Source organism: Pseudomonas sp. RIT409, from assembly GCF_003052515.2.
GTDB lineage: Bacteria > Pseudomonadota > Gammaproteobacteria > Pseudomonadales > Pseudomonadaceae > Aquipseudomonas.
In genome coordinates, this window is sequence record NZ_QARE02000003.1 from 348257 (window position 1) to 367669 (window position 19413).

At 60.5% G+C, this 19413-nt stretch carries 15 protein-coding genes and 1 pseudogene; 10 read left to right on the forward strand and 6 right to left on the reverse strand.

Annotated features, from left to right (window positions below):
- Nucleotides 1-14: 14 nt before the first annotated feature.
- Nucleotides 15-1640 carry a methyl-accepting chemotaxis protein gene (locus DBP26_RS06110; RefSeq protein ID WP_108236481.1) on the reverse strand — a complete coding sequence of 542 codons (1626 nt, stop codon included), beginning with the start codon at nucleotides 1638-1640 and terminating at the stop codon, nucleotides 15-17.
- A gap of 563 nt (nucleotides 1641-2203) precedes the next feature.
- Here DBP26_RS06110 and DBP26_RS06120 point away from each other — a divergent pair.
- On the forward strand, nucleotides 2204-2485 hold the full coding sequence (locus DBP26_RS06120; RefSeq protein ID WP_108236755.1) for a DUF1652 domain-containing protein: 282 nt from the start codon (nucleotides 2204-2206) through the stop codon (nucleotides 2483-2485).
- 72 nt (nucleotides 2486-2557) lie between these two features.
- Here the strand turns inward: DBP26_RS06120 and DBP26_RS06125 are convergent, their stop codons facing one another.
- Nucleotides 2558-5071, reverse strand: coding sequence for a UvrD-helicase domain-containing protein (locus DBP26_RS06125; protein ID WP_256600591.1), 2514 nt, complete (start codon nucleotides 5069-5071; stop codon nucleotides 2558-2560).
- Between the two features lie 270 nt (nucleotides 5072-5341).
- On the opposite strand from DBP26_RS06125, the gene DBP26_RS06130 reads away from it, so the two are divergent.
- Nucleotides 5342-6037 (forward strand): pirin family protein, encoded by a 696-nt coding sequence (locus DBP26_RS06130; protein WP_108236479.1) that lies wholly within the window; start codon nucleotides 5342-5344, stop codon nucleotides 6035-6037.
- A 65-nt stretch (nucleotides 6038-6102) separates the two neighbouring features.
- On the opposite strand, the gene cobF is transcribed toward DBP26_RS06130, so the two are convergent.
- Nucleotides 6103-6864 (reverse strand): precorrin-6A synthase (deacetylating), encoded by a 762-nt coding sequence (gene cobF / locus DBP26_RS06135; RefSeq protein ID WP_108236478.1) that lies wholly within the window; start codon nucleotides 6862-6864, stop codon nucleotides 6103-6105.
- A 172-nt stretch (nucleotides 6865-7036) separates the two neighbouring features.
- Here cobF and DBP26_RS06140 point away from each other — a divergent pair, with 172 nt between their 5' ends.
- From DBP26_RS06140 to DBP26_RS06175, 8 genes and pseudogenes are all read left to right on the forward strand, one after another.
- Entirely contained in the window at nucleotides 7037-7942 is a 906-nt protein-coding gene (locus DBP26_RS06140; RefSeq protein ID WP_108236477.1) for an AraC family transcriptional regulator, read from the forward strand.
- 241 nt (nucleotides 7943-8183) lie between these two features.
- Nucleotides 8184-9509: a sugar ABC transporter substrate-binding protein gene (locus DBP26_RS06145; protein WP_108236476.1), complete on the forward strand. Its 1326-nt coding sequence runs from the start codon at nucleotides 8184-8186 to the stop codon at nucleotides 9507-9509.
- A gap of 153 nt (nucleotides 9510-9662) precedes the next feature.
- Nucleotides 9663-10520 (forward strand): annotated as a pseudogene (locus DBP26_RS06150) (sugar ABC transporter permease); the annotation flags it as partial.
- A gap of 10 nt (nucleotides 10521-10530) precedes the next feature.
- Nucleotides 10531-11364, forward strand: coding sequence for a carbohydrate ABC transporter permease (locus DBP26_RS06155; RefSeq protein ID WP_108236475.1), 834 nt, complete (start codon nucleotides 10531-10533; stop codon nucleotides 11362-11364).
- A gap of 183 nt (nucleotides 11365-11547) precedes the next feature.
- Nucleotides 11548-12651 (forward strand): sn-glycerol-3-phosphate ABC transporter ATP-binding protein UgpC, encoded by a 1104-nt coding sequence (gene ugpC, locus DBP26_RS06160; RefSeq protein WP_108236474.1) that lies wholly within the window; start codon nucleotides 11548-11550, stop codon nucleotides 12649-12651.
- A 34-nt stretch (nucleotides 12652-12685) separates the two neighbouring features.
- Nucleotides 12686-14185 (forward strand): mannitol dehydrogenase family protein, encoded by a 1500-nt coding sequence (locus tag DBP26_RS06165; protein WP_108236473.1) that lies wholly within the window; start codon nucleotides 12686-12688, stop codon nucleotides 14183-14185.
- A 7-nt stretch (nucleotides 14186-14192) separates the two neighbouring features.
- Nucleotides 14193-15674: a xylulokinase gene (xylB, locus tag DBP26_RS06170; RefSeq protein ID WP_108236753.1), complete on the forward strand. Its 1482-nt coding sequence runs from the start codon at nucleotides 14193-14195 to the stop codon at nucleotides 15672-15674.
- 30 nt (nucleotides 15675-15704) lie between these two features.
- On the forward strand, nucleotides 15705-16649 hold the full coding sequence (locus DBP26_RS06175) for a carbohydrate kinase (protein ID WP_108236472.1): 945 nt from the start codon (nucleotides 15705-15707) through the stop codon (nucleotides 16647-16649).
- 177 nt (nucleotides 16650-16826) lie between these two features.
- Here DBP26_RS06175 and DBP26_RS06180 read toward each other — a convergent pair whose 3' ends face one another.
- The 3 genes from DBP26_RS06180 to DBP26_RS06190 form a co-directional block, all read right to left on the reverse strand.
- Nucleotides 16827-17441: a hypothetical protein gene (locus DBP26_RS06180; RefSeq protein ID WP_108236471.1), complete on the reverse strand. Its 615-nt coding sequence runs from the start codon at nucleotides 17439-17441 to the stop codon at nucleotides 16827-16829.
- A gap of 301 nt (nucleotides 17442-17742) precedes the next feature.
- Nucleotides 17743-18102: a helix-turn-helix domain-containing protein gene (locus DBP26_RS06185; protein WP_108236470.1), complete on the reverse strand. Its 360-nt coding sequence runs from the start codon at nucleotides 18100-18102 to the stop codon at nucleotides 17743-17745.
- Nucleotides 18103-18178: 76 nt separating this feature from the next.
- Entirely contained in the window at nucleotides 18179-19303 is a 1125-nt protein-coding gene (locus tag DBP26_RS06190) for a GGDEF domain-containing protein (protein ID WP_108236469.1), read from the reverse strand.
- Nucleotides 19304-19413 lie beyond the last annotated feature (110 nt).

The window sequence follows — 19413 nt, forward strand, 5'->3', positions numbered from 1 at the left end:
CGACCATCCCTCCGTCACACTTTGAACCGGGTCACCATGGCCTTGAGGTCCACGGCCAATCGCGACAATTCATGGCTGGCAGCGCTGGTCTGATTAGCCCCTGCCGCGGACTGCGCCGCCAGATCGCGAATGTTCACCAGGTTCCGGTCGACTTCGCGCGACACTTGCGCCTGCTCCTCGGAAGCGCTGGCGATCACCAGGTTGCGTTCGTTGATCTGCGCGATGGCCTCGGTAATAAGTTCCAACGCATCCCCCGCCGAACTCGCCAGGCTCAAGGTGGTTCGAGCGCTCTCGGTGTTGCGCGACATCGACTGCACAGCGTCCCCGGTCCGGGTCTGGATGCCCGCGACCATTTGCTCGATCTCGGTGGTCGATTGCGCGGTGCGGTGGGCCAGCGCCCGGACCTCGTCGGCCACCACGGCAAAGCCGCGCCCGGCCTCACCCGCCCTCGCCGCTTCAATGGCCGCGTTAAGCGCCAGCAGGTTGGTCTGTTCGGCAATGGCGCGAATCACATCCAGCACCTTCCCAATGTCACGGCCCTGCTCCGCCAACCCCTCGACGACCGCAGTGGTGGACTGAATCCGCTGGCTCATGTCCTGGATCGACTTGACGGTTTCCACGACTTGATCACGACCTTGGCCAGCGGTCCGACTGGATTGCTGAGACGCTTCCGAGGTCGAGACTGCATTGCGCGCCACTTCTTCCACGGCCGCCGTCATCTCATTGACCGCCGTGGCGGCTTGCTCGATCTCGTTGTTCTGCTGTTGCAGACCGCGCGACGACTCTTCAGTGACCGCGCTCAGTTCCTCGGCGGCTGAAGCCAACTGTGTGGCCGAGCCAGAGATCAACTCCAAGGTCTGGCGCAGGTTCTTCTGCATCGTCACCAGGGAATGCAGAAGTTGGGTAGCCTCGTCTTTACCATCCACCTCAATGGGTTGGGTCAAATCGCCGCCGGCAATGCTTTCCGCAGCCCGAACCGCTTTAGCCAGCGGGTTGACGATACTTTTGGTCAATAACCACGCCAGTAACACTGTCATGAGCGCTGCAATGACCGAGACACTGATGACACCAATGTTCGCCCCATCGTATTGCTGTTTGGACAACGCCGCCGCTGCTGTCGCGTTAGCCTTGTTAATTGTGATGAGTTGATTGAGTTGCACGCCCATAAGATCCGTGGCGTCCTTCATGCGCGTATTGATCATGTTGCGCATTTCTTCGACTTTATCCTGACGAGACAAGTCGAGCACCTGCGCCTGGACATCGAGGAACGTGGCCAGCGTCGCTTCGAATTGGTGGTAAGTCGCAAGCTCTTCGCCTTCGGCAGGTAACGCTGCGTAACTCTTCTTGGCGTCTTGCAACTTGCCGATCAAATCCGCGATGCGCCCCTCGGTTTCACGCAATGCGGCGGGTTCGCGGTTGACCAACGTGCGGAAGGACGTGATACGCAACCGCAAGCTGCTTTCCAGCATGTTACCCAGGAACCCGACACTGGGGAGTTGATTGGTTTCCATGTCAATAGTGGCCTGGCGAATCACTGCCATGCGGTTAATGGAAAAGAAGCCCAGCCCGATTACCAGAACGGCAATGAACGCGAACCCCAGAAATGCACGCGGCGCAATATTCATGTTTCTTATTGACATGGAAAGTCTCTCTTTTCAGTCTGCGGAGCGCATCCATGCCGGGTTATGCCTCAGCCGCTATCCACTGCACATCTCGAGGGGGCGCAAAAATAAGTTGGCCTTTGACGCCTCTAATTCTCTATCGGCTGGCGGTATGAACAGGACCAGTGGACTTTAGGAATTTTTTTTAAACGTGCGTTTTTGCGGATCCAATTGCGAAAAATGACTTGAAAAGCTGTGTGCGTTATTACACACGTGAATACTGCTACAGAGCCCAACTAATATAGTGGCCACGTGCCTTATTATTGACGTCAAAAAATTAAGAACACCCTAATAACTTCAACGAATAAGCGCAGGTGACGTTCATCAAAGAAACGTAAAGTTTTTCGTTTAGTAGGAATTTTTTCTCATCGTTGTAAGAAGTCAGTGCTACTTTTACCTGACTCGTGATCTGCACCGCCTGATTCGACCCACGAAGGACGACCCACAAAGCACCGCCCTGCTCTGGCATGCGCGTTGCGCCGTTCCTCGGATCCGGGCGACAGACACTGTTTTCCTGCCCTGCGGAGCTTTGGAATTGCTCGATTGATGAGGTGGGTCCCATGAACAAAGTCACGTTTCCCAACGCCTGCCAACTGATGCGCTGGCATTTTCACCCGGTGGGCTTTGAGGCCAGCATGGATGCGCCTGGCAGCATGGTGGCGCGCCTGTTCGACCGCGCCAGCGGCGAGACGATGATCGCCATCGCGGGCATTCCCTGCGCAACGGTCATGAATGCAATGGACGTCGAGCACATCATCGAGGCCATTGAGTTGGAATTGGAGACGTTCGTGCCGCATCAACCGTCGTATGACCGTCAGGCGTGATCGCCACCCTGCATTGAATTGGCCGGCGGCAGCCAGCGTCCCCACCGCCTGCCACCCTTGATCAGGCGTAACTCAGCCTTCCAGCATCGTCACGCCGCCGCGCCGGTCGTCGAAAAACGCCTTGTCTGACGCAATCCGCGCTGACGCTTTCGGCACATTGGCGTCCTCGTTGCCCGCCGCGTCGATGAACCAGTAACACTGCCGGACGGCACGAGTGATCGCCACATAGGCCAGGCGCAACACTTCGTCTTTCTGGGCATTGTCGAACGCTTCGAGGTCGCCTGCCGTTCCCAGCCCTGCCAGCTGGTACACCTGGTTCTTGTAAGGCGACTGCGTCAGGTGCTGGCAATCGCCCAGCAGAAACACGGCGTCCGCCTGTAGCCCCTTGGCGCTGTGATAGGTCAGTTGTTTCAGACGCCGCGCGTGGGGTGGCAGTGCCCGGTCAGCGTCGATCAATGCCTGAAGCGTCTCCGGCAAGCGGTTGCGCTCGCTGCCCTTGCGATACAGCAACAACACCGAGTCGCCGGCCTCGTAATGTTTCACAAGGCTGGCCACCAGCAGCTCGTCGTTGCGGTCCAGCACGGTGACCGGCAGCAGGTCCTGAACCGGCCCGCTCGCCTTGGCCTTCTTCCCCGGAATGGCAGGTGCAGCGCGTACGATGTGCTCTGCGGCATCGATGATGTGTTGGTGGCTGCGAAAGTTGTCGCTGAGCATCACGCGCGTGGTAGAAGGCGCCGGGAATTCCTTGGCGAATTCCATGAAGAATTTCGGCGAACTGCCCCGCCAACCGTAGATGGACTGCCAGTCATCACCCACGCACAGCAGCGAGGAACGCTGGGCTCCCCTGCCTTGATGCAGCGACGCGCCACGGCTGCGCACCTCGCGCAGGCTGGCGCGCAGCCAGGAGACGATCTGCGGCGACACATCCTGGAATTCGTCGATCATCAAGTGGGACAGCGGCCGCAGGCCGGCATCGCTGACCAACTTGAGGTTTTCCGGCGCATTTTCGCCGAACAGCGCGAACATCCGGTTGTACGTCATGACCGGTGGCGACATCCCCAGCAGGTGATCCTCGAACGCCCTCCAGTACAGACTCAAGGCCTCGAAAAAGAAGCGATCCGGCTCCTGATCGGAGAAGCGCATGCGAGCAACCGCGTCGGGTACGTCCAGGCCCAGGTTTTCGATGAATCCTGCAGCGGCAACGAAACTGTCCAGCAACGGCGCCGCACTCAGCTCGCCCTTGACCTTGTACTCGAAGCCCGGCCCAGCCACCGCCGCCCCGGACAAGGATTGCATCATGCCCCGTGACGCTTCGTAGTTCTCCAGCCAGATCACCGGTTTACGGGAGAACGCCTGAAACAGCGTGCGTTTGATGGCCCACTCGGCGCGCACGGGAAGCTTGGCGTCGGCTCGGCGCAGGTGCTGATCCTCGCTGGGGTCGAAGCCCAGAACGATCCAGGCATCGAGCTCGGCCGCATAGCCGTGGACGTGGAAGGTCAACCCACTGACTTCGACGGCCTGACGCATGGGCTCCACCCCCTGGATCGGCCACATCCCTTTGCGGATCCACAGGTCCTCGATGACATCGCACAGCTCTTCGTCCCGCGAAGACGACAGCCCCATGACCGTGATGCGTTTCTGCACGTCCGGGTGGTCGCGGTCCAGCGTCTTGAGCTGCATGGATTGTCGGTACAGCGGCGCAATGAGCTCGCGAAAGCGGGGGTTGGCCGCGTACAGGTCGCGATAGCAGAGGTTCATCTGCTGACGCTGTGCATCATTGATGCGCAGATCGAACGGGTTGGTGTCGACCTCGGTGTCCGTCGTTGGATGGCCGAACAGATCCTGATTCTGACTGCTCAGCGTCTCGAATGCCTGCAACTGCTCGAAGCCCGGCAAGCTGCGCACCAACGGCAGAATGCGCGAATGAAAGGTGCGAACCACCTCGCGGGCCTGCCGCGGCGACAGCTCATGGCCCCACAGGCCCAAGACCTCGATCAGCTTGCCGATGAAATCCTTGCGCGACTCACGGGTGAACGTCACGACGGTCATGGCATCCAGCTCGAACCCCAAGTAGTGGTGCAGCAACAGTACCCGCAGCACCAGCGAAGTCGACTTCCCAGCGCCCGCGCCGGCGATGACGTACGTGGACGGCGTATCGCTGAAGATCATTTTCCATTGCGCCGTCGTGGGCTGAGCATGGGCAGGCAGCTTTTGCGCCACGTCGGCCTTGATGCGCTTCTTCAGTTCAGGGGTCAGCGGCAAGCGCCAGTCATCGAACAGATGGTCATCCACCTGAGGTCCGCGATGAGCTTGCGGGCGGGTATCACGGATGACCAGTACCCGGCGCCCCTCCTCGACACCGTCAAGCCGACCCTCCGCATACCCCTCATCCATGCCCTGTGCATGCCCATTGAGAAACCCGTCGGCATGGCCCAACTCCCAGGACGGCAGATGCTGCGCCTGCAGGCGTGTCAGCCCTCGTCCGATCAGGCGGGCGAGCAGACGTTTGAGGAAGGGCAATCGATGCGGCGATTTGAGATCTGGGGGCAGGTCATGGGCAGGTTCGGCTGGAAAATCGTGTGACACGCAGGCTCCGAATATCAGCTTGGATCGAGAGGTCGCTATGGTCGCCTCATTCAGCGCCGAGCTCCAGCGAAAAGCTTGTGGGTCATGGAGTTAGCCGATCAACTGCAAGGGAGATCGCACGAGACAGCACGGCTTATAATCTGATATTTCGATCATAATCACGCAAATCTTACGCTTTTTATCGATATTTAGTTGATGGATCATGGGCTCATCAACTAACAGCGGCGCCCTACCTCAACGGCCCGGCACTGCTAACGGAGGAACTGAATCATGCTGCAACTTCGCCCTTTCACATCCCTTGGCGGCGCGGACCACGGCTGGCTGAACGCGCATCACCATTTTTCATTCGCCAACTATTACGATCCTGCCCGTATGAACTGGGGCCAACTGCGCGTCTGGAACGACGACGTGATCGAAGCCGGCACCGGCTTCCCGCGCCATCCGCACCGGGACATGGAAATCATCACCTACGTCCGGGAAGGCGCGATTACCCACGAAGACAGCCTGGGCAACCGTGGCCGCACCGAAGCGGGTGACGTGCAAGTGATGAGCGCGGGCACCGGCGTGGCTCACAGCGAATACAATCTGGAAGCCAAAGACACCAAGATCTTTCAGATATGGATCATGCCGGACGAGGTCGGTGCGCCGCCTTCCTGGGGTGCCAAACCCTTCCCGAAAGGCAATCGTGAGGGCTTCGTGACGCTGGCCAGCGGCAAGGCAGACGATGACATCGAATTGCGCATCCGCGCCAATGCACGCCTGGTGGCCGCGAACCTGAAAGCCGGTGAAACCGCCGAGTACGCCATGGACGAAGGGCGCCGCGCATACCTGGTGCCGGCCACTGGCCTGATCGAAGTCAACGGGTTGCGTGCCGAAGCCCGCGACGGTGTGGCGGTCGCCGAGGAGCGTGTGCTGCGAGTGACCGCCATCGAGGACAGCGAGATCGTGCTGGTGGATGTCGCGTGAAGCGTCCCTGAGAGGCTCGAAACAAAGGCGCCGGTGTCACTTGATACCGGCGCCTTTTTTGTGGATCAGTCCATTGGCCGACGCAGCAGGTAGCTGTCCATGATCCAGCCCTTTTCGCGCCTGGCAACGTCCCGGGTGTGCCTGATCCGCTCGCTGACCTCGCTCAACGGGCCTGCAATCAGGATTTCGTCCGGCGTGCCCACGTAGGCTCCCCAGTAAATCCAAAGTTGCTCATCGACGAAGCGCGTGAATGTGCATTTGGCATCGAGCATCACCCAGACGTTATCGAGCGAATCGACCGGGTCCCGCTCGAGCCGTCGGCCGGTGGTGATGCGGATCGGCTCGCCAATGCGGTTTAGAGCAACCCGATGCCGGGCGGCCAGCGACTGCACACTGGTGATGCCGGGAATCACTTCGTAGTCGAAAGACGTCCGACCGCGGGCCAATACCTGCTCCAGAATACGCAGTGTGCTGTCGTACAGCCCCGGATCACCCCAGACGAGAAAGCCGCCCGTCTCACCGTCATTCAGCTGGTCGGCAATCAATTGCTCGAACAGTATCGCGCGCTGAGCATGCCAGCGCGCGATGCCCTCCCGGTACGAAGCCGGATCTTCTTCACGCCGAGGGTCACGCACTTGCACCCACCGGTAGTCGTCCCCCTCGATGAAGCGTTCGCACATGTCCCGTCTCAGCCGCAGCAGATCATCGCTGTCGTAGCCTTTATCGAGAACGAAGAAGGCCTGCACCCGGTTCAGCGCCTTGATCGCTTGCAGCGTGATGTGGTCCGGATCTCCGGCGCCAATGCCGATGAGGAGGATTTTTTTCATAAAGGGGGCGTCCGGTGCTGCCGCAGGGTAATCGGGGTGGCCGAGGTGTGTAGTATCCACCAACCCGAAGCGGTTCGGGCGAGAGCGGCGAGTTTTGTCAGATCGGATGCAACGCCTGGCAGAAATAGTGCACATTAAGGGTCAAGCGTCCCCTGCTACCTAGGCCTTTCGCATGACCAAAACAACAAAAGTCACCGACCCTTCCTACGAGTTGATGGACGACCACAATGGTCTATCGATCATCTACCGCGAACACGGATTCCCCTGCCCGCTGGTCCGCTGGCATTTCCACAAGGAATACGAGCTGCACCTGATCGTCGCCAGCTCCGGCAAGGTATTCGTTGGCGACTACATCGGCAACTTCCACCCAGGCACCCTGTTTCTCACCGGCCCAAACCTGCCACATAACTGGATCAGCCAGGTCGGGGAGGACGAGGTGGTGCCCAAGCGCGACATGCTGGTGAACTTCACCGAGGAATTACTGGAAAGCGGCAATCAGGTGTTCGCCGAGTTGAAGACCTTGACGCCCCTGCTGGAGCGGGCGCAATACGGAATCGAGTTCCGCTGCAAACGGACGATCCGCCAGGCCAGCAAACTGATGCAGAAGATAGCCGACTCCAGCGGCATGACCCGACTGGGGCATTTTTTCATCCTGTTGGAGTTGTTGGCGGCGAGCGACGACTTCCAGTTGCTGTCAGGCACCACAGCGTCGCAGCTGTCGGACGATCATGCAGTAGAGCGCACCAACAAAGCGGTGGATTACATCTTCAGCCACTACGCCCGCGAGCTGACCCTGGAAGAGGTCGCGGAGCATCTGGGGATGAAACCGACCTATTTCTCGCGGGTATTCAAACAGGCCACCGGCCGCACCTTCGTCGAATTCGTCAATCGCCTGCGTATCAGCAAGTCCTGCGAGTTGCTCGCCGACGGCGAGAAACCGGTCACCGACGTGTGTTTCGAATCCGGTTTCAACAACATTTCCAACTTCAACCGGCGCTTCCAGCAACTCAAAGGCATGACGCCATCGCATTACCGACGCCTCGCCGTGCAGCGTTTGACCGAACAAAACCTGTACTGATTCGCCGCCTGCCCGCCCCCATCGACTACGCTGGCACTGCGCCGCGCCATGCCGGAACGCGATTCCGTCGCGTTGCCACTTGAACTCTGAGTGCAAGAAAGTATCAGTTCAAGTGTGTCGCAGGATTTGTCATCGTCTGTGCGGCCCGTTGTAATCAACGGACTTCTTCCAGGTCTTTTGGAAGGAACAAAAACAATAAACCAACCTTCTGTTGCCACGAGGCGCAGAAGAGGAGAGATACATGAAGACCTCTGCAAACGTTCTGCTTGCTTGCGCCTCTCTGTCACTCGGCCTGACCCTCTGCACCACAGCCTCAGCGGGCGACGTGACCATCGCCACAGTCAACAACAGCGACATGATCCGCATGCAGCGGCTGTCGAAAACCTTCGAAGAACAGCATCCCGACATCAAACTCAAATGGGTCGTCCTGGAAGAGAACGTCCTGCGTCAGCGCTTGACCACGGACATCGCGACCAAAGGCGGTCAGTTCGACGTGTTGACCATCGGCATGTACGAAGCCTCACTCTGGGGCGCCAAGGGCTGGCTCAAAGAGATGGACAACCTGCCAGCGTCCTACGCGCTGGACGACGTGTTCCCCTCGGTGCGTGATGGGCTTTCAGTCGACGGCAAGCTCTTCGCCCTGCCGTTCTACGCAGAAAGTTCGATCACTTACTACCGCAAGGACTTGTTCAAGGCCGCAGGCCTGACCATGCCTGAGCGGCCGACCTGGACCCAGATCGCCGAATTCGCCGACAAGCTCACCGATAAGTCCAAGGAGCAATACGGCATCTGCCTGCGCGGCAAGGCCGGCTGGGGCGAAAACATGGCGTTGATCACCACCGTCGCCAACGCGTTCGGTGCCCGCTGGTTCGACGAACAGTGGAAGCCACAATTCGATCAGCCAGAATGGAAAAACGCGCTGACCTTCTATACCAACGTGATGAAGAAGGACGGCCCACCCGGCGCCTCCAGCAACGGCTTCAACGAAAACCTGGCCCTGTTCAACAGCGGCAAGTGCGCCATCTGGGTCGATGCCAGCGTCGCCGGCTCATTCGTGACCGACAAATCCCAGAGCAAGGTCGCCGACAACGTAGGGTTCACCTACGCGCCCCATGAAGTCACCGACAAAGGCTCGGCCTGGCTGTACTCCTGGGCCCTTGCCATTCCCACCAGTGCCAAGAACGACAAGGACGCACGTACCTTCACTGAATGGGCGACTTCCAAAGAATACGCGGCCCTCGTCGCCGAGAAAGACGGCGTCTCCAACGTGCCGCCAGGCACGCGTGCCTCGACCTACACCGACGCCTATAAAAAAGCCGCGCCATTCGCTGACATCACCTTGGAATCGCTCAAGGCGGTTACGCCGAAAGCGCCGACGCTCAAGCCTGTGCCTTACGTCGGCATCCAGCTGGTGACCATTCCCGAGTTCCAGTCGATCGGCACCTCGGTGGGTCAGCAATTCTCGGCCGCCCTGGTGGGCACCGCCTCGGTCGACCAGGCGCTGACCAACGCCCAAAGCGTCTCGGAACGTGAAATGAAGCGCGCCGGTTACCCGAAAAAGGGCTGATCCCGCTCGTTTCCAGGCAGCGCCCGGCTCAGCTGGGTCGCTGCCCCGCTTCCGCCCATGCCCCGGTTCGGAGTCACCATGAACACCTCAACCCTTCCGCCTCCTGCGTCTTCTGTCGCCGGAAAAGACCCGAAAAAAGCCAGCGTCACCAAACCTGGCTGGTTTCTGGTCAGCCCCTCTGTGGCCTTGCTGCTGGTCTGGATGATCGTCCCGCTGGGCATGACCATCTACTTTTCGCTGATCCGCTACAACCTGCTCAACCCGGGTGAAAACGAGTTCGTCGGCCTCGAGAACTTCGAGTTTTTCGTCACCGATTCAGGCTTTTTTCCGGGCGCCATGAACACCTTGCTGCTGGTTGGCAGCGTGCTGGCCATCAGCGTCATCCTCGGCGTGCTGATTTCAGCGCTGCTGGAAGCGACGGAGTTTTTCGGTCGCGGCATCGTCCGTGTGCTGCTGATTTCCCCGTTTTTCATCATGCCCACGGTCAGCGCTCTGATCTGGAAGAACCTGATTTTTCACCCGGTGTCCGGCATCCTCGCCTGGGTCTGGAAGTTGTTCGGGGCCCAGCCGGTAGACTGGCTGGCCAATTATCCGATGTTGTCCATCATCATCATCGTGTCATGGCAATGGCTGCCGTTCGCCATCCTGATTCTGATGACCGCCATGCAATCGCTCGACCAGGAACAGAAAGAAGCGGCGCGCCTGGACGGTGCGGGCCCCATCGCCATTTTCTGGCATTTGACCCTGCCCCACTTGGCGCGTCCCATCGCGGTGGTGCTGATGATCGAGACCATTTTCCTGCTCTCGGTGTTCGCTGAAATCTACACCACCACCAACGGCGGCCCGGGTTTCGCGTCGACCAACCTGGCGTATCTGATCTACAACCAGGCGCTGCTGCAATTCGACGTGGGCATGGCATCGGCGGGCGGCTTGATTGCCGTGGTCATCGCCAACATCGCAGCGATCATCCTGGTACGGATGATCGGCAAAAACCTCACTGAAAAATCCTGAGGGCACGGACATGATGACGCTCAAGCAATCCCGTCGCCTGCAAAGCCTGCTGCTCGGCAGTTTGTCCTGGTTGATCGCAGCGCTGATCTTCTTCCCCATCTTCTGGATGGTGCTGACCAGCTTCAAGACCGAGATCGACGCCTTCGCGACACCGCCGCAATTGTTCTTCACCCCGACGCTGGAGAATTACCTGCACATCCAGGAACGCAGCGATTACTTTCACTTCGCCTGGAACTCGATCCTCATCTCGTTCAGCGCCACGATCCTGTGCCTGCTGATCGCCGTGCCGGCCGCTTACTCCATGGCCTTCTTCGAAACCAAGCGCACCAAGAAAACCTTGCTGTGGATGCTCTCGACGAAAATGCTGCCGCCGGTGGGCGTGCTCATGCCGATTTACCTGCTGGCCAAGAGTTTCGGCCTGCTGGATTCGCGCATCGCGCTGATTGTGATCTACACCCTGATCAACCTGCCGATCGTGGTCTGGATGATTTACACCTACTTCAAGGACATTCCCGGCGAAATCCTGGAGGCCTCGCGTCTGGATGGCGCAAGCACCGGGCAGGAAATCTTCAGGGTGCTGATTCCGATCTGCAAGGGCGGCCTGGCCTCGACCGCGTTGTTGTCGTTGATCCTGTGCTGGAACGAGGCGTTCTGGTCGTTGAACCTGACTTCCTCAAGCGCCGCGCCGCTGACCGCGTTGATCGCCTCCTATTCGAGCCCCGAAGGCTTGTTCTGGGCCAAGCTCTCGGCGGTGTCGACCCTGGCTTGCGCGCCGATCCTGATTTTCGGCTGGATCAGCCAGAAGCAGTTGGTTCGCGGGTTGTCGTTTGGTGCGGTGAAATGAGTCAAGCCACGATCTCACCCTGTAAATGATGGTTCCCACGCTCCGCGTGGTAACCGTGACCCGGACGCTCCGCGTCCAAAGGCCGACGCACAGCGTCAAGGGCGGCATTCCCACGCAGAGCGTGGGAACGATCTCCTAACCACCCTTTTTTGATGCACGTGAAGAATAAAACTGGAGCCCCACATGGCTAACCTGACCATCAGAAATCTGCAAAAAGGCTTTGACGGCCACCAAATCATCAAAGGCATCGACCTGGACGTCAAAGACCGTGAATTCGTCGTTTTCGTCGGTCCGTCCGGCTGTGGCAAGTCCACCCTGCTACGGCTGATCGCCGGGCTGGAAGACGTCACCAGTGGCAGCATCGAGCTCGATGGGCGGGAGATCACCGAAGTCACCCCAGCTAAACGCGACCTGGCGATGGTGTTCCAGACCTACGCGCTTTACCCCCACATGACCGTGAGCAAGAACCTGTCCTTCGCCCTGGACCTGGCAGGCACGCCCAAGGCCGAGGTGGAGAAAAAGGTCGCCGAGGCGGCACGCATTCTGGAACTGGGCCCGCTGCTGGAACGCAAGCCCAAACAGCTTTCGGGCGGCCAGCGCCAGCGTGTAGCCATCGGACGTGCCATCGTGCGCAACCCGAAAATCTTCCTGTTCGACGAACCCCTGTCCAACCTCGATGCCGCGCTGCGGGTGCAGACACGCCTGGAGCTGTCGCGACTGCACAAGGAGCTGGAAGCGACCATGATCTACGTCACCCACGATCAGGTGGAAGCCATGACCCTGGCCGACAAGGTGGTGGTGCTCAACGGCGGCCGCGTGGAACAAGTGGGCTCTCCGCTAGAGCTTTATCACCACCCAGCGAACTTGTTCGTGGCAGGTTTCCTCGGGACACCCAAGATGGGCTTCCTCAAAGGCAAGGTCAGCCGGGTCGAGGCCAGCGGCTGTGAAGTCACGTTGGACGCGGGAACCACCATCAGCCTGCCCTTCACCAACGCCCAACAGAGCGTCGGTGATGCCGTCACCCTGGGTATCCGTCCTGAGCATCTGGAAATCGCCAAACCCGGCGAATGCCAGCTGCAGGTGGTGGCCGATGTCAGCGAGCGGCTAGGCAGCGACACCTATTGCCACGTCCGGACGGCTTCCGGCGAAGCCCTCACCATGCGGATTCGCGGTGACCTGGCCAGCCAGTATGGGGAAACCCTCAACCTGCACCTGGACAGCACCCATTGCCACCTGTTCGACGCTCAGGGGCAGGTCATCCGCAAAGCCATGCAAGCCGCGGCCTGAAACCGCGGCATCTACCCGAATCGAGAACGCCGTCATGAAACTGAACAAACAGAACCTGTCGAATCTGGGCCCTGGTATCGCGGTGCCCGGCTACGCCCTCGAAGACCGCCGCCAGGGCATCGCGCATATCGGCGTGGGCGGCTTCCATCGCGCGCACCAGGCGTTTTACACCGATGCGCTCATGAACACCGGCGAGGGCCTGGACTGGGCCATTTGCGGCGTCAGCCTGCGCGAAGAGGACCGCAACAATTTCGAAGCCCTGAAAGGCCAGGATTTTCTCTACACCCTGTTCGAACTGGGCGACACACCCGATACCGAGACCCGGGTCATCGGTGCCATGAGTCAGATGTTGATGTCCACCGACAACGATCTGGCATTGATCGACAAACTGGCCAGCCCCGAGATTCGCATTGTCTCGTTGACCATCACCGAGGGCGGCTACTGCATCGACGACAGCACCGGCGAGTTCATGAGCCATCTGCCGCAGATCCAGCATGACCTGACCCATCCGGCCACCCCGAAGACGGTGTTCGGCTACCTGTGCGCGGCCCTGGCCAAGCGCCGAGCCCAAGGCATACCGGCATTCACGTTGATGTCCTGCGATAACCTGCCGCACAACGGCGCGGTGACTCGCAAGGCGCTGCTGGCCTTCGCCCGGCTGCGCGACACGGAACTGCATGACTGGATCGCCGAAAACGTCAGCTTCCCCAATGCCATGGTCGACCGCATCACGCCGATGACCAGCACCGCCCACCGCTTGCAGTTGCATGACACCAAGGGCATCGACGACGCCTGGCCAGTGGTCTGCGAGCCCTTCGTGCAGTGGGTACTGGAAGACAAGTTCGTCAATGGCCGCCCGGCGTGGGAAAAAGTCGGCGTGCAGTTCACCGACGACGTGACCCCTTACGAAGAAATGAAGATCAAGCTGCTTAACGGCAGCCACTTGGCGCTGACCTACCTGGGCGCGCTGAAGGGCTACCGCTTCGTCCATGAAACCATGAACGATCCGCTGTTCGTCGAGTACATCCGCACCTACATGGACCTGGACGTCACGCCGCAATTGGCGCCAGTGCCCGGCATCGACCTGACGGAGTACAAGCAGACGCTCATCGAGCGTTTTTCCAACCAGGCGATCGCGGACCAATTGGAGCGTGTCTGTTCCGATGGTTCGTCGAAATTTCCGAAATTCACTGTCCCGACGATCAACCGGCTGATTGTCGATCAAGGCAACCTGGACCGCGCCTCACTGGTCGTCGCGGCCTGGGCCCTCTATCTGCAGGGCAACAGGAACGGGGATTTCAAAGGCGAGAACGGTGTGGAGTACAAGGTGGTCGACCCGCGTGCCGAGTTCTGCAAGGCGCTGGTGGCCGATGACGTGCTGATCACCCAGCGTCTGTTGGAGGTCGAGGAGATCTTCGGCGCCGCGATTCCCAAGTCGGCGGCTTTCGTCGCCTCGTTCGAAAAGAACCTGAATAGCCTGAAGCAGTTGGGCGTCAGCAAAACCCTGGAAAACCTGTTGGCGAAAACCGTGTGAGGTGAACATGTTTCTCGGCATCGATTGCGGCACTCAAGGCACCAAGGCGATCGTCCTGGATGCCACCAGCGGCAAGGTTCTGGGCGAAGGCTCGGGCGCGCATCACATGATCAGCGGGCCCAACGGGCGGCGCGAGCAAGATGTGCAGGAATGGCTCGACGCGTTCGAACAGGCGACGGCCGTCGCATTGAAGCAGGCGGGCGTTTCCGGTGCCGAGATTCAGGGCATTGGCGTGTCCGGCCAGCAACACGGGCTGGTGATGATTGACTCACACGGCGAGGTCTTGCGTCCGGCGAAGCTGTGGTGCGACACCGAGTCCGCCCCCGAGAATGACCGCCTGCTGGCGTACCTCGGCGGCGAAACCGGATCGCTGGAGCGGCTGGGCATTGCCATCGCCCCCGGCTATACCGTTTCCAAGCTGCTTTGGACCAAGGAGCAGTTTCCCGACCTGTTCGCTCGGATCGACAAGATCCTGCTGCCCCACGATTACCTCAATTACTGGCTGACCGGGCGCTGTTGCAGTGAATTCGGCGACGCCTCCGGGACCGGCTATTTCAATGTACGGACCCGGCAGTGGGACCTGGACATCCTTAACCACATCGATCCCGCGGGGCGCCTGGTCAACGCCTTGCCGACCCTGCTGAAAGCCCATGCGCCGGTCGGCAAAATTCTGCCTGCGATCGCCGAGCGCCTGGGCCTCAACCCTGAAGCCATCGTCTCCAGTGGAGGCGGCGACAACATGATGGGCGCCATCGGCACCGGCAACATCGCGCCGGGTTCCATCACCATGAGCCTGGGCTCGTCAGGGACGGTGTATGCCTTCAGCGACGAGGGCACCGTCAGCGACCAACCGTCGGTCGCGACATTCTGCTCGTCGTCGGGTGGATGGCTGCCGCTGATCTGCACCATGAACCTGACCAACGCCACCAGCGCCATCCGCGAACTGTTCGCACTGGACATCGGCGCCTTCAACGCCGCCATCGCCTCGTCGCCAATTGGTGCGCAAGGTGTACTGATGCTCCCGTTCCTCAACGGCGAGCGCGTGCCTGCCCTGCCCCATGCCACTGGCAGCATCCTGGGCCTGGACAGCACCAACCTGACACAAGCCAACCTGTGCCGCGCAGTGGTCGAAGGCACCACCTTCGGCTTGCGCTACGGCCTCGACCTGCTGCGCGACAGCGGCATCAAAAGCGCCACTATCCGCCTGATCGGCGGGGGTGCGAAAAGCGCGATCTGGCGGCAGATCGTCGCTGATATCATGGACACACCGGTCATCTGCACCACCGGGACCGAAGCGGCCGCACTGGGCGCTGCGATTCAGGCGGCCTGGTGTCACGCCCATAGCGTCGGCGGCAACGAGTCGCTGCAGGCGCTGAGCGAGCGATGCGTCAGCCTCGATCCTGACAGTGAAACGCAACCGATCGCCGAACATGTGGCCGCCTATCAACAGGTTTATCAGCATTATCGCAATCAATTGCAGGGCCTCTGACGCTGGCCGTCTGCCCTTAATGGAGCACCTATGTATCTGGTCTGTGGCGAAGCACTGTTCGACTTTTTCAGTCAGCCGGACGCTAACGGAGCGAGTAACAGCAACAAAGTCGCCTTTCAGGCCATTGCCGGCGGCTCGCCGTTCAACGTCGCCGTAGGGTTGCGCCGCCTGGGAGTGGACGCTGGCTTCTTTGCCGGCCTCTCCACCGACTACCTCGGCAAGCGCCTGGAAGCGGTACTGGATGAAGAAGGTGTGCGCGATGACTTCCTGGTTCACTTCGATGCGCCCACCACCTTGGCGATGGTCGCGGTCGGAGCGGACGGCTCACCCCATTACAGCTTCCGGGGCGAAGGCTGCGCCGACCGCTTGCTCGCGCCCAAGCATCTGCCGGCATTGGACGACAACGTGCGCGGGCTGCACGTCGGCTCCTTCTCGCTGGTGGTGCAGCCGGTCGCCGACACCCTCCTCGCGCTCGTCGAGCGTGAGAGCGGCAAGCGCCTGATTACTTTCGACCCCAACGTGCGCCTGAATCCGGCACCGAGCATCGAACGCTGGCGCGGCCAAGTGGCGAAGTTCGCCCAGCACGCACACATCATTAAAGTCAGCGACGAGGACCTCGGCCTGCTGTACCCGGACATCGAGCCGGCAACGGTAGCCAAGGGCTGGCTGCAGCATAACTGCCAACTGGTGATCATGACCCGAGGACGGCAGGGCGCGACCGTCTTCACCCGCGAACTCGGCCACTGGTCGGTGCCCGCGCGCGAAGTGAAGACCGCCGATACCGTCGGTGCCGGCGACACGTTCCAGGCGGCGCTGATTACCTTCCTCACCGAACGGCAGCTCGACAACCCGGCAAGCCTGACGACACTGAGCCGTGAAACCCTGACCGACATGCTGAATTTCGCCGTGGCCGCCGCTGCGGTGACCTGCACCCGGGTCGGACCGGATCTGCCGTATCGGGATCAGGTGATCTAGGTTCTGCAGGAAAAGCCTTGATACTTGGTGATGCCGCGTTGGAAAGCCTTTTTACAGACCCAGGGTAAGTTCATACCGCTGCAGCCTCGCCAGAATGGCGCGACCTTACCATTCATCCATGAAAAAGGGGCAGCCGGTCCAAGAGCGCTGCCCCTTTTTCTTTCATGCTTATCGACTTCAGGCCATTTCGGCCTTCGCCATGGCAATCCTGGCCTTGACCTCTTGCTCGGCGATCTGCTGCTCCTGTTTCTGCTGTTGCAACTCGGCGACTTTCTTGTCCACGGCCGCCTGCTGCTCGGGCGTCATCTTGTCGTACTCCTCCTTCGAGACACCGGTCAATTGCTGGCGCATTTTCTCGGCATCGGTCTGGTTCATGTACGCCAAGAACCTTGCCTGGGCAAAGGTGCTGGAAGCGCCGCCATCACTGACGCCATCGACGGCCGCCATTTCCTGATCAACCGTTTGACTCACGCTGTCCGAGGCCGCCACCTGCTTGTCGCTGCTGGCGGAGAACGCCGCAGCGGCTGCTGCCTTGTCGTCGTCCGACACCGAAGCGGTGGTGTTGGCCAGCGCTGCTTTGAGGTTCACCATCATTTTGGCGAAGGACTCGTTGTAGCCTGAGTCGTTGCTGCTCTGGGTCGAGCCGTCAGCGATGTTCGCCACGCCTGTCACCGGCGCCGATGCGCCCGCCAATGCCGCGGCGGTGTACGCATCCCGGTCTGTCGTGTCGTGCGGCGTGTGAGACACGACTCTGGACACGAAATGCTGAATGGCACTGCTGCCAATGATCATCTTTCACCTCCTTATCAGGTCATCGATGCGAAGGGGGTGCAGCAAAAGCAGTGCCATATGAGCTGAGAGACGCCGTGCGCCCCGTGCGGGTGAGTTTCACCGATCGATGCCCCCTCGGCGAGGGCCTGGCGCACGGCCCTTTGTTGCCGCTGGCGGCAGCCGCTGGCCGCCCCTCACGTGGGGCGGCAAACTCGCTCTCTCGCCGGATGACCGGGCGCTCATCCCGTGTACCTCTCGGGCACAGCGCCAGGTGACGCGAAAAAAACGTCTGCCAGGGTCACGGGGCGAGCGGGAAGAACACTTATCGCGGCGGGTTTTGTGCCTGCAGCAGCAGACCCCAGTCACGCAAGGAGGCGACCACCGGACCCACCTCGCGACCTTTGGCAGTCAGCAAGTATTCCAGGCGCGGCGGGTGCTGCTCATACATACGACGCTCGATCAAGCCATGGGCTTCGAGCGCCTTGAGCCGCGTGGACAGCGTGCTCGGCGCACAGCCCTTGAGCGACGCCTGCAGGTCCTGAAAGCGGCGAGCGGGGTTGCGCAGGAGGTCTCGCAGAATGAGGATGACCCAGCGTTCGCCGATCACGTCCAGCGCAGTCATCACCGGGCAAAAGGCGTAGGTGGGAAAGGTTTCCGAGGGGTCGAGTTCGATGTCAGGCATGGGTCGGAGTCTAGCAAGGGTCTGCCGGGCAGGAAAGCTTGAGGCCTGGCAGACCGACCGAGTCTGCCGCCACGGGTCATGCCACCGCCGTGCGGTTACGGCCCTGCGCCTTGGCGCAGAACAGCGCCTTGTCGGCGTCATTGAGCAACGTCTGGAACGTCTGATCACGGGCCGTCATCGTTGCAACACCCAGGCTGGCGGTGATGACCTCGCCGTGATCGCAAGTCAATCGAGCGATGGCATCGCGCAACTGCTCAGCTCGCTTCTGCGCGTCGTCAGCCGCGGCATCGGTCAGCAGCAGCGCGAACTCTTCGCCGCCGAGCCGGCCGCTGATGTCGACGTCCCGAACCGAGTCGCGGATGGCCGCGCCGATCTGCCGCAGCACCTGGTCCCCCGCCTGGTGGCCGTACGAGTCGTTGATCCGCTTGAAGTGATCGATATCCAACATCACCACGCTCAGCGCCAGACAGTGGCGCTTGCAATGGTCGAAGGTCTTCTCGGCCTGCCTTATAAAAGCCCGGCGGTTTTTCAAGCCCGTGAGTTCGTCGGTTTGCGCAGCATGGCTGGCGAGGCGGTGGGCATATTCCATTTCCCGCGTCGTGTAGAAAGCTCTTTCCATGGCTTCCGAGAGTTTGCGCGTTGCGCTAACCACGAAAGAGGCGAACACCAGAGACGCCACGGCCATGCCGACCTGAATGCCACCCGGCTGGCACAATAGCCACAATGTGCAGGGCAGCAGCACAAGGCCGATGGCGACGATGGTCATGGACCGGTAAGCCGAGTAACAGGACACCGCACTCACCGACATACCCACGGCGAATAACAGCACCAACGCCTGCGTCACCACGTCCACCGGCCCCATCAGTGATACGGCGCCACCGCCCCAGATGCCCGCGGACAAGGCCAGGGTGAGCCAATACTTCATCTCCCAACGTTCCGGCGTGCGCAGGTTGAGCGGGCTGCGGAACCACGCCCAGAGCAACAGCCCGCGCAGCAGCGTCGAGCCGCTGAGCAGGGACAGCCAGGTAATGACCAGCGCGTGGTCAACGCGCGCCCAGCACAAGCCGCTCAGCATCAGCGCGCCTAGCAGGCTGCCGGTCACCGAGAACACGCTTTGGCGAAACAGCAAATGCAAACGATCCGCTCTGACCTGAGCGTTTATCAGGCCATCGCGCTCGTGTTGAAACTCTAGGAGATACATCGGATAGGCCTGCCTACGTCACCCTGACTGACAGAGATTGTGGCACCCTGCCATAACGCTAGACAACGTGCCAAGCGATAAACGAAGAAGAAAGGACGGTGAAAGCGCTA

Bases quoted from the DNA above. Each gene is read 5' to 3' on its own strand.
- DBP26_RS06110 (WP_108236481.1), bottom strand. From the start codon at position 1,640: ATGTCAATAAGAAACATGAATATTGCGCCGCGTGCATTTCTGGGGTTC.
- DBP26_RS06130 (WP_108236479.1), top strand. From the start codon at position 5,342: ATGCTGCAACTTCGCCCTTTCACATCCCTTGGCGGCGCGGACCACGGC.
- cobF (WP_108236478.1), bottom strand. From the start codon at position 6,864: ATGAAAAAAATCCTCCTCATCGGCATTGGCGCCGGAGATCCGGACCAC.
- DBP26_RS06140 (WP_108236477.1), top strand. From the start codon at position 7,037: ATGACCAAAACAACAAAAGTCACCGACCCTTCCTACGAGTTGATGGAC.
- DBP26_RS06145 (WP_108236476.1), top strand. From the start codon at position 8,184: ATGAAGACCTCTGCAAACGTTCTGCTTGCTTGCGCCTCTCTGTCACTC.
- DBP26_RS06155 (WP_108236475.1), top strand. From the start codon at position 10,531: ATGATGACGCTCAAGCAATCCCGTCGCCTGCAAAGCCTGCTGCTCGGC.
- ugpC (WP_108236474.1), top strand. From the start codon at position 11,548: ATGGCTAACCTGACCATCAGAAATCTGCAAAAAGGCTTTGACGGCCAC.
- DBP26_RS06165 (WP_108236473.1), top strand. From the start codon at position 12,686: ATGAAACTGAACAAACAGAACCTGTCGAATCTGGGCCCTGGTATCGCG.
- xylB (WP_108236753.1), top strand. From the start codon at position 14,193: ATGTTTCTCGGCATCGATTGCGGCACTCAAGGCACCAAGGCGATCGTC.
- DBP26_RS06175 (WP_108236472.1), top strand. From the start codon at position 15,705: ATGTATCTGGTCTGTGGCGAAGCACTGTTCGACTTTTTCAGTCAGCCG.
- DBP26_RS06180 (WP_108236471.1), bottom strand. From the start codon at position 17,441: ATGATCATTGGCAGCAGTGCCATTCAGCATTTCGTGTCCAGAGTCGTG.
- DBP26_RS06185 (WP_108236470.1), bottom strand. From the start codon at position 18,102: ATGCCTGACATCGAACTCGACCCCTCGGAAACCTTTCCCACCTACGCC.
- DBP26_RS06190 (WP_108236469.1), bottom strand. From the start codon at position 19,303: ATGTATCTCCTAGAGTTTCAACACGAGCGCGATGGCCTGATAAACGCT.